Raw genomic sequence first — 9,325 nt, forward strand, 5'->3', positions numbered from 1 at the left:
ATGGGCACGATGCCGGTGCTTTCCCGCCGCGCCTTCGTATTCGGCTCCGCTGCCGTCGCCGGAGGTGTGGTGTTTGGGTCCTATGGTCAGGCTCAGGACAATCCCGCTTCTCCCGGCACGACTAACCCGCTGGCGGCGGACCTCGGCCCGGACTCGGTCGCCTTCAATCCATGGGTCGAGATCAGCCCCGACAGGATCACGCTTATCGCACAGCATGCCGACATCGGACAGGGTGTTGGTTCCATTCAGCCGATTATGATCGCGGAGGAACTAGATCTAGAACTCGGCCAGTTCGAGGTCCGTTTCGCCGGCCCCAGCCCCGCCTACTTCAACACCGGATTCGCGCACGAGATCGCCCCTTTCATGGCGGCGGACCAGAGCCTTGAAGCCGAGAAGGGCCGCGTGGCTGCGCTGGAATGGCTGAGGCAGTCGGGCCTGCAGATGACCGGAGGCTCGAGCGCAATTCCCGACACCTACGAAAAGCTACGCGTCGCCGGAGCAGTTGCCCGCGAGACGCTGAAAGCTGCCGCGGCTAGGCGGAGCGGCGCCGCCATTGCCGATATTCGCACCGAGGCTGGCCACGTCATCCTGCCAGACGGAACAAGAATGCCATATGTCGCGCTTTCGGCCGAAGCGGCGAAAATACCGCCGGTCACGGACGTCAAGCTGCGCAACCCGTCGCAGTGGCGCTTGATCGGCAAACCGATGGAGCGGCTCGACATACGCGCCAAGGTGACGGGCGAGATTATTTTCGGCATCGATCGCAAGATGGACGGCATGGTCTATGCGGCAGTCAAACTCAATCCCAATAAGGGCCAGCCGATCAGGTCGTATGACGCGAGCAAGGCGCAGTCGATGCCGGGTGTCAGTGAGATCCTGAAGATATCCAACGGCATCGCTGTCATAGCGACGAACAGCTGGTATGCGATGCAGGCGGCGGAGCGCGTCGAGTGCGTGTGGGAACCGTCCAGATATCCGCCCGATCAAGATGGGCACTGGGACATCGTGCGTTCCTCCTTCACCGCGGAATTCCTCGCCAAGCAGTGGCGTAACGACGGCGATATCGATGCCGGTCTGAAAGAGGGGACATTGCTCGAGGCGGAGTATCGAGCGCCCTATGTCGGCCACCAGCCGCTGGAACCGCTCAACGGCATCGGCATAGTGACCGACGACAGGATGGAAATCTGGGTTGGCCACCAGCCGCCGCAATCGGTGCAGTACATTGCGGCCAAAGCAATTGGCATGAAGCCCGAACAGGTCACCTTCCACAACGAGTGGTCGGGCGGAAGCTTCGGCCACCGCCTGGAATTCGAAAACGTCAGGGCGCTTGCCGAGATCGCGAACCAACTGCGCGGGACGCCCGTGAAGATCGTCTTCTCGCGCGAACAGGACTTCCTGCAAGATATCCCGCGGCAGATTGCGATAGGCAGGTATCGAGGCAGTGTCAAGGACGGCAAAATCGTGGCAGCCGATGTCCAAGTGGCCTCAACGCCTCCCTTCAAGGAGCTGTTGGGGCGGATGGATATGCCGCCGAATGCCCCAGACGGCCAATTGGCCGTGGGTATCTGGAACATGTACTACGACATCCCGAATTACCGCGCGGCGAGTTTCGAGGTGCAGGGCGTGTCGCCGACTACCACCTGGCGGTCGGTTGGCGCTTCGGCCAATGGTTTTTTCACAGAGAGCTTCATCGACGAACTGATCCATGCGGCCGGACTCGATCCGCTCCAGGCGCGCATCGACATGTGCAAGATTCCTATCTACCGGACGCTTCTGCAAACGGTCGGCGACATGGCCGGCTGGAACGGACCGCTCGGCAACGGAAAGGGCCGCGGCGTCGCCTTCGTCGAGGCCTTCGGCACGGCAGTTGCCGAGATCGTCGAAGTGACCATGACGGATTCCGGCATCAGGATCGACAAGGTCTGGGTGGCAGCCGATGTCGGCAAGATCGTCGATCCCGTCAATTTCGAAAACCAAGTGCAGGGCGGCGTTGTCTGGGGTCTCGGCCATGCTATGAACTGCGAACTCACCTATGCAAACGGGTCAGTCCAGCAGACCAACTACAATCACCACGAAGCTATGCGGATGTATCAGTGTCCGGTGATCGAGGTGCGCGGGCTGGAGAACGACTACACGGTGCGCGGCATCGGCGAACCGCCGGTACCTCCGGCGGCGCCGGCGCTCGCTAACGCCATTTTCGCCGCGACCGGCAAGCGCATCCGCGAGATGCCGTTCAACAAATTCATAGACTTCGTTTGAGAGGCGCGGTCATGGACAGAACTCTGATTGCCGCTGTACTCGCTGCTTGGATAATGGCCCCTCTCACGGCGATGGTCTACGCCGAAGGTGAAGGTTCCAGGGATGCCCTGGCCCCGGGTAGCGTGAGCCGTGTGGCAGGTATGGAAGCATGGAAACGAATCGAGGCGGTTGTTACCCATCCACGCTGCGCAAATTGCCATGTGGACGCAGGCGGTATTCCGATCTGGACCCCTGCCGGTGAAACGAGGTCTCGCGTTCACGGGATGAACATCCATGGGGGGGTGAGCAGGATTGGCGCCGAGGCGGCACCCTGTTCGACCTGCCATATGACGTCCACTCTCCCGAACGACCCTGCACCCGCGCCGCCGCGCGCCGGCATTCCTTGGCAGCTCGCTCCGGTGGAGTTTCTTTGGTACGGCCGAAGTAGCGCCGAAATCTGCAAGCAGCTCAGGGATCCAGCCCGCAACGGCGGCCGCGATGCCGTCGCCCTGCTCGCTCATCTTCGACACGATGCATCATTAAACGGGTTCATTCCGCGAGGGTGGGAGCCTGGGGAGGGTCGCAGCACGCCGCCGGGAACCTTCGAGGATCACTTGCGGGACATGGCGGAATGGGGAGCCGCCGGACAGCCATGCCCGGAATGAGCCTGCTTGGTGCGTACGAAAGACCGCCCCTGCCGTCATTTCGCACCGACTGAGTGCCTTCACCGGTCGGACCCTGGGTCAGAACAGAGGCGCGAGCGCCGATCCATGTTGTTTCGTTGGCACAGACCGATGAGGTGGTATCTATGTTTGGAAAAGCCTATGAAGCTCAGTGTCGGGCAACGAAACTTGCTCCATCCAATGCGCCCCATGAGAACCGGACGCTCGTTCTTTTTGCGCTTATGCTGGGCAGTTTCTGTATCGGAACGTCCGAGTTCGCGAGCATGGGCATTATCCAATTGTATTCTGCCGATCTCGGTATAAATATTCCGACCGCGACGAACGCGGTCACCGGATATGCTTTCGGGGTCGTGCTTGGGGCACCGTTCGTTACGCTTGCGGCGGCGAAGCTCAATCGGCGCAATCTCTTGCTGTTTCTGATGGGACTGTGGCTCGTCGGAAACGTCCTGTCGTCGATGACGAGCAATATCGGGCTGTTTACGGTTGCCCGGTTCATAAGCGGCATGCCGCAAGGCGCCTACTTTGGAGCGGGAGCAGTTGTGGCGGCCTATTTCTTCGGCGCGGACCGGGCAGGAAAGGCTTTCGCGCTCGTTATGACCGGCCTGACGGTAGCAACGATCTTTGGATCGCCGTTGGCAACGTTTCTGGGACAGACGCTCGGTTGGCGGAATACCTATCTCGCCATGGCTGCGCTGGGTGCCCTCACGCTCCTGGCGCTGTTCCTCTTCGTTCCGCGCACCGAAGCCCTTCACGGAGGCTCCGTCGTGCACGAACTGTCGGGGCTGCGGCGGTGGAATGTCTGGGCGATGATAATCGTTGCGGCCTTGGGGATATCAAGGCGCTGTCAGGTTAACTGGAGCTGAAAGATTTTGCGGCTATCTCGCGGTGATGAGCCAGAGCCCAGTCAATTATAAACGTCATCGCTTTCCGCCGTCTCTGATTGCCCATGCAGTTTGGCAGTACTTCCGATTTCCATTGAGCCTGCGCCTGATCGGGGAAATGCTGTTGGAGCGCGGCATCGTCGTTTCGTATGAAACGATCCGATGCTGGGCAAAGAAGTTCGGCCCCGACTATGCCGCCCGCTTGCGGCGGAAAGCGCCCAGCCCGAATGACGTGTGGCATCTGGATGAGGTGGTCGTGACGATCGGCAGGCGGAAACACTGGCTCTGGCGTGCCGCTCGCGCCTGCCGCTGCGGAAACGGGAGCGGGTGATGCAGCGGTTCCGTTCGGCAGGCGCGTTGCAACGTTTCGTCAGCGTCTTCTCCGCGGTTCGGAATCTCTTTGTCCCAACCCGCTCGAAAAAGACAGCTATCGATGTCCACCTGCATCGCCTGAGGGCGATCGCCCATTGGAGGAATGCGGCAGGCATCGCCGCGTGATTACTGCAAGCCTGCCCATTGCCCAACTCGTCTCAATTAACCTGACATCACCCGATCTCGGCCTCGACCATTCCGAGGCTCGTTCCTGGCATGCCTGGTACCGCCACATGACGCTCGTCATCGCGGCTGCAGCGTTCCTCGCCAAGTTGGGCTCCGATTTGCGCCGCAGCGCCGCTGGCAAACCGAACGAAACGAGTCCAAACCCGCCAATCGCCGCCTGACCAACAAACTTGCGCTTTTACCAACTGTCGCAGAGATCCGCTATCTGATCACGCGGCTCCTACCGCGACCACCAATCAGGTCTGGCTTCGTTCTCGCATGGTCACTCTGGCGACGAAAGCATCAAGCCTACGCAACCAGCGCCCACTACAAAAACAAGTCACAAAACGCAACTTTAGTACTAGGTGAAAGGCTTTCCCTATACCCTGGGTGTAGGAATTTCCGCGACTCAGAATTGCGCTTTGAGTCAGGTTTCGATAACGTGCCATTTTGCGTTGAATTGATTGACTTTCTAATAATTGAGGTATTTTGCATAATGATCCGCCCTTCGGCCAGCATCTACTCGAAACGCTCGCACAACGGCCAGCGCTGGCTGATGGCCGCTTTGCTGACCTCGACGGCGCTTGTGGCACAGCCGGTTTTTGGAAACGCTGCCTTTGCCGCAGACAATCTTCCCACAGGTGGTCAGGTAGTGTCGGGTGGGGTTGCGATCGCAACATCGGGCACATCGACCACCATCACCCAAAGCTCCGACAAGGCCATCGTCAATTGGAACGGCTTTTCCGTCGGTCAGGGCAATAGCGTCAACTTCGTCCAGCCTGGAACGGGTTCGGCTATTCTCAACCGTGTTACCGGTAACACGAGTTCGACCATTGCCGGCACACTCAGCGCCAATGGACAGGTGTATCTGATCAATCCGAATGGCATCGCCATCACCCCAACGGGTACGGTCAGGGTCGGTGGCGGCTTCGTCGCCTCGACGCTCGACATCTCCAACGACGACTTCCTCAAGGGCCAGTATAACTTCAATGGCAATGGCGCGTCTGCCGGTGTCAGCAATGAAGGCGTGATCACCGTCGGTCGTGGCGGCTATGCCGCGCTGCTCGGCGGTACCGTGAAGAATGATGGGCTGATTGCCGTTCCCATGGGCAAGGTGGGCCTGGGTTCCGGGGAGCAGGCGACGCTCGACCTATCGGGCGACGGTTTCTTGCAGGTGGCAGTACCCACGAAGGACGGCGCGGAGGGCAATGGCGCGCTGATCGAGAACGGCGGCACGATTTCGGCCGAAGGCGGCACCGTGGTCATGAAGGCTGCCGCGGCCCGCAATGCGGCGCGCAATTCCATCAACCTGTCCGGCGTGGTGGAAGCCAACAGCGTCTCGGGTAGCGATGGTGCGATCACCCTTGGCGGCGGAGACGGCGGCAAGGTCGCAATCTCCGGTAAGGTCAAGGCAAGCTCGGCAACTGGCAAGGGCGGCAAGATCACCGTGACCGGCAGATCCGTTGCGCTGAAAGGCGCGACCGTCGATGCATCGGGCGCCAAGGGCGGCGGTACCGTCAAGATCACGGCAGCTACCGTTGACTCGGATGGCAGCGCCATCATCGACGTCGGCTCGGTGGTGGACGCCAGAGCGACCGGGACAGGCGTCGGAGGAACGGTTATTATAACCGGTAATGTCGTGGCCGCAGAAGGCGGCTCCGTCATCGACGCAAGCGGCGCTGCGGGTGGCACTGTCCTTCTGGGTGGCGACTATCAGGGCGGTAGCAACGCGAGCCACAAATTCGTTTCCGAACTCGTCTCCACTGCCAACAAAGCCTACGTGGCAGACGGTGCCACCATCCGGGTGGACGGCACGGCGGGTGCCGGTGGGCGCGCCGTCGTGTGGTCAGACGACACGACCGTCTTCTTAGGCACCATTACTGCCACCGGCGCGGGCAACGCAGCAGGTGGGGTGGTTGAGACATCCGGACACAACCTGCTTCTCGGTGACAGGATAACGGTTTCAACCCTCTCGGAGCAGGGTGAGACCGGCACATGGCTGATCGACCCTTACAACGTCACCATTTCGTCCTCGGGCAGTAGTAATGTCTCGGTCACGGTGTCGGGCAACCCTTGGAACGTCGTGCCATCGGCCAGCGGCGCCAACATCAATAACTCGACCCTGAGCACCTATCTTGGGTCCACCAACGTTGCGATCACGACCAATGGAGGGGGGGCGGAGGCCGGTAATATCACGGTAAATGGCGCCGTGTCCTGGAGTGCCGCCACCACATTGTCACTGCTTGCGGATGCGAGCACGGGTGGCGTCTTCATCAACGCCAACATCTCGGGAAGCAATGCCAGCAGCGGGCTGGTGCTGAGCGCGGGTTCCGGCGGCATCAGCCAGGCCGGCGGTACCGCGATCCAGGCTGGAACGCTGACGGCGACGACCGCCAATGGTGGCTCTGTCACGCTCACGAACACAGGCAATCTGGTGTCGACGCTCGGGGCGTCGAGCGTGGCCGGATCCTTTGCCCTCACCAGTGGGCAGGCCCTGACGGTTTCCGGCAACCTCACAAGCAATGGTACACTGTCGCTCGCCACCACGTCTGGCGCCCTGACCATAAACGGCGCGCTGACCGACAGCCACGCGAACTCCAGCCTCACGCTGTCGGCCGCGGGCGACCTGATCCTCTCCAAGGATGTGACCCAGAGCGGCACCAATGCAGCGGTCAGCCTCACCTATGGCGGCAGCTACAGCCTCAGCAACGGCGCCCGTGTTTCCCTGCCGGATGGCGGTGCTTCACTTTCCCTCAACGGCACGTCCTACACGCTCATTCACGATGTCACCGCCCTTCAAAGCATTGGTGGCTCAGGTAGTTACGCTCTCGGCAATGACATCGACGCATCGGCGACCTCAAACTGGAACAGCGGCGCGGGCTTCGAGGCCATCTCCGGCTTCTCCGGTACCTTGGCGGGCTTCGGGCACTTCGTCGACAGCCTCACCATCAACAGGCCGACCCAATCGACGCAGGGCCTGTTCGGGATGCTGTTCGGTACGGCCCGCGATCTGACCCTCTCCAATGTGTCGATCAATGGCAACGGCACCGTGGGCGGCGTTGCGGGACGCCTCTCGGGCGGTACGCTGTCGAATGTCCATGTCACGGGGACGGTGACCGGGCAAAACGCACAGGTCGGCGGCCTCGTCGGGTGGAGCGATATCGCCGTGATCGGACTTTCGTCCTCCGCCGCCAGCGTGGCCGGCACGGATGAAGTCGGCGGCCTCGTTGGACGGAACCGCGCCGGTTCGATCGCCACGTCATACGCCACAGGGGCGGTTACGGGTACGGGCATCGGGATCGGCGGCCTGGTCGGCACCACGGTGCAAGGCTCCACGCTGACCGATACCTATGCCAGCGGTTTGGTGACCGGCGCGAGCGGCACTGGCGGCGTCGTCGGTAGCGGGGATGGCACGACCATCACCAGTACCAACGTCTATTGGGACATGGATTCGACGGGCCAGTCCACCAGCGTGGTGGGCAACGGCTTCAGCTCCGGCAGCGCCCGTGCGCAATCGACCTATTCGGGTTTCGATTTCTCCAACGTCTGGGTGATGATCGCCGGCGAGACACGGCCGATGCTGCGCAACGAGTATTCGACAGTCATCGCCACGCCGGCGGCGTTGCAACTGATGTCGCAGGATCTCACCGGCAGCTACAAGCTGGGGGCGAACATCGACATGACAAGCGCGCTCGCCATTGGCAGCAACGGCTATTACGGCGGCCTCTGGGGGGCTTCCGGCTTCGTGCCGATCGGCAGCAGTTCAAGCAAATTTACGGGTAGTTTCAACGGCCAGTCGTATACCATCACCGGCCTGACCATCAATCGCAGTGGGACAAATTACGTCGGCCTGTTCGGCTACACCAACGGCGCGACGATCAGCAACGTCACGCTCTCCGGCGGCAGCATCACCGGCAATGATGATGTGGGCGCGTTGATCGGCTACATGCACGGCGGCTCCGTCTCCTCGGCGTCCGCCGGCGCCACGGTCACCGGCGCCAGCACCTCGGAAACCAACGCCGGCGGTCTCGTGGGAGCCAATGACGGCGGCGCCATCAGCCGCGCCTCCGCGAGCGGCAATGTCACCGGCGCGGGCTATCAGATCGGCGGCCTCGTCGGCTATCTCGTCAATGGCGGCAGCATCACGCAGTCCTATGCCACGGGTAACGTCACCGGCACCAATACGGGCGCCGGCATGGGCTATATCGGCGGCCTCGTGGGTGCTAGTGGCTTCACCGGTAATGACGGCGGTACCATCAGCCAATCATATGCCACCGGCACCGTCACCGGCAGCTCTGGCCCGATCGGCGGCTTCATCGGCCACAATGAGGGGACGATCACCGATGCCTATGCCACTGGCCGTGTGATCGGTCTTTCCGGCGCGAGCAATATCGGCGGCTTCGTCGGCGTGAACTTCACCGATGGCACCATCAGCAACGCCTATTCGACCGGCTATGTCTCTGGTGGCACGCAGCTCGGTGGGTTTGCGGGCTATAACAACGCCGGCGCCTCGGCCATCACGTCGGCCTATTGGGATACGCAGACCAGCGGCCAGTCGGTTGGCATATTCGGTGGCCCAGGCAGCGTGACGGGCCTGACCACGGCAGCCATGAAAACTCTGGCGACCTTCACCGGCGCCGGCTGGAGCATCGACGATGCTGGGGGCACGTCCTCTGTATGGCGCATCTATGATGGCGACACCATGCCGTTGCTGCGCAGTTTCATGACCAGCCTCACTGTCACCGGCGGTAGCGGTACCAAGACCTATGATGGGTCGGCTACCTCTTCCGATGTGGGGACCCTGGTTTACAGCCCGTCCGGCTACACCACATCTCTTGTGCAAGGCACTGCAAGTTATACTGCAAGCAGTGCCAATGCCGGCACCTATACCGGTACCGGCCTGAAGCTCTCCGGGCTTTACTCCAGCCAGTTAGGCTACGACATCACCTTCGTTTCGGGCTCCCTGTTGATCAGCAAGGCCGCTCT

General features: G+C 61.5%; 3 protein-coding genes and 3 pseudogenes. All 6 read left to right on the plus strand.

Going from position 1 to position 9,325, the window contains the following annotated elements:
• A complete protein-coding gene (locus GA0061101_RS29365; RefSeq protein ID WP_092576442.1) occupies positions 1-2,259 on the plus strand; it encodes a xanthine dehydrogenase family protein molybdopterin-binding subunit in 2,259 nt (752 codons plus the stop codon).
• Between the two features lie 326 nt (positions 2,260-2,585).
• Positions 2,586-2,903, plus strand: a complete 318-nt coding sequence (locus GA0061101_RS40375) for a hypothetical protein (protein ID WP_245297603.1) — start codon at positions 2,586-2,588, stop codon at positions 2,901-2,903.
• Between the two features lie 143 nt (positions 2,904-3,046).
• A pseudogene (locus GA0061101_RS29375) lies at positions 3,047-3,757 on the plus strand (MFS transporter); the annotation flags it as partial.
• A 52-nt stretch (positions 3,758-3,809) separates the two neighbouring features.
• A pseudogene (locus GA0061101_RS29380) lies at positions 3,810-4,300 on the plus strand (IS6 family transposase).
• A 53-nt stretch (positions 4,301-4,353) separates the two neighbouring features.
• A pseudogene (locus GA0061101_RS29385) lies at positions 4,354-4,521 on the plus strand (IS701 family transposase); the annotation flags it as partial.
• Between the two features lie 314 nt (positions 4,522-4,835).
• A partial coding sequence (locus GA0061101_RS29390) for a beta strand repeat-containing protein (RefSeq protein WP_141694133.1) occupies positions 4,836-9,325 on the plus strand: 4,490 nt, incomplete at its 3' end.

The sequence above is a fragment of the Martinezella lusitana genome (assembly GCF_900094565.1).
Taxonomy (GTDB): Bacteria; Pseudomonadota; Alphaproteobacteria; order Rhizobiales; family Rhizobiaceae; genus Rhizobium; species Rhizobium lusitanum.